Genomic DNA, 219 nt, shown 5'->3' with positions numbered 1-219 from the left:
GATGAAATACCACATCGCCTTGTTGAACATCGACGGCGCCAAAAATAGAAACGTGGGCGTGGTGACCGTAGCTCGGCACGTGTTTTTGATTTCCTACTTCTGCCCATGTCGTACGTAGCGCTTGATAGGCACGAACATGTGTCTCATCCACATAAAACAGCATGGCATTCTCGGTAATTAGTTTTTTTTTATAAATTCAAGTTCTCTTTGAAAAGCAGC

At 43.8% G+C, this 219-nt stretch carries 1 protein-coding gene; it reads right to left on the bottom strand.

From position 1 onward, the window contains the following. The coding region (locus tag K1I44_RS15290; protein ID WP_219986643.1) for a transposase at nt 1-163 on the bottom strand (163 nt) is incomplete at its 3' end. Nucleotides 164-219: the final 56 nt, after the last annotated feature.

The sequence above is a fragment of the Anoxybacillus sp. ST4 genome, from assembly GCF_019448545.1.
GTDB classification, from domain to species: Bacteria; Bacillota; Bacilli; order Bacillales; family Anoxybacillaceae; genus Anoxybacillus; species Anoxybacillus pushchinoensis.
This window is presented reverse-complemented; position numbering and strand designations above follow the sequence as displayed.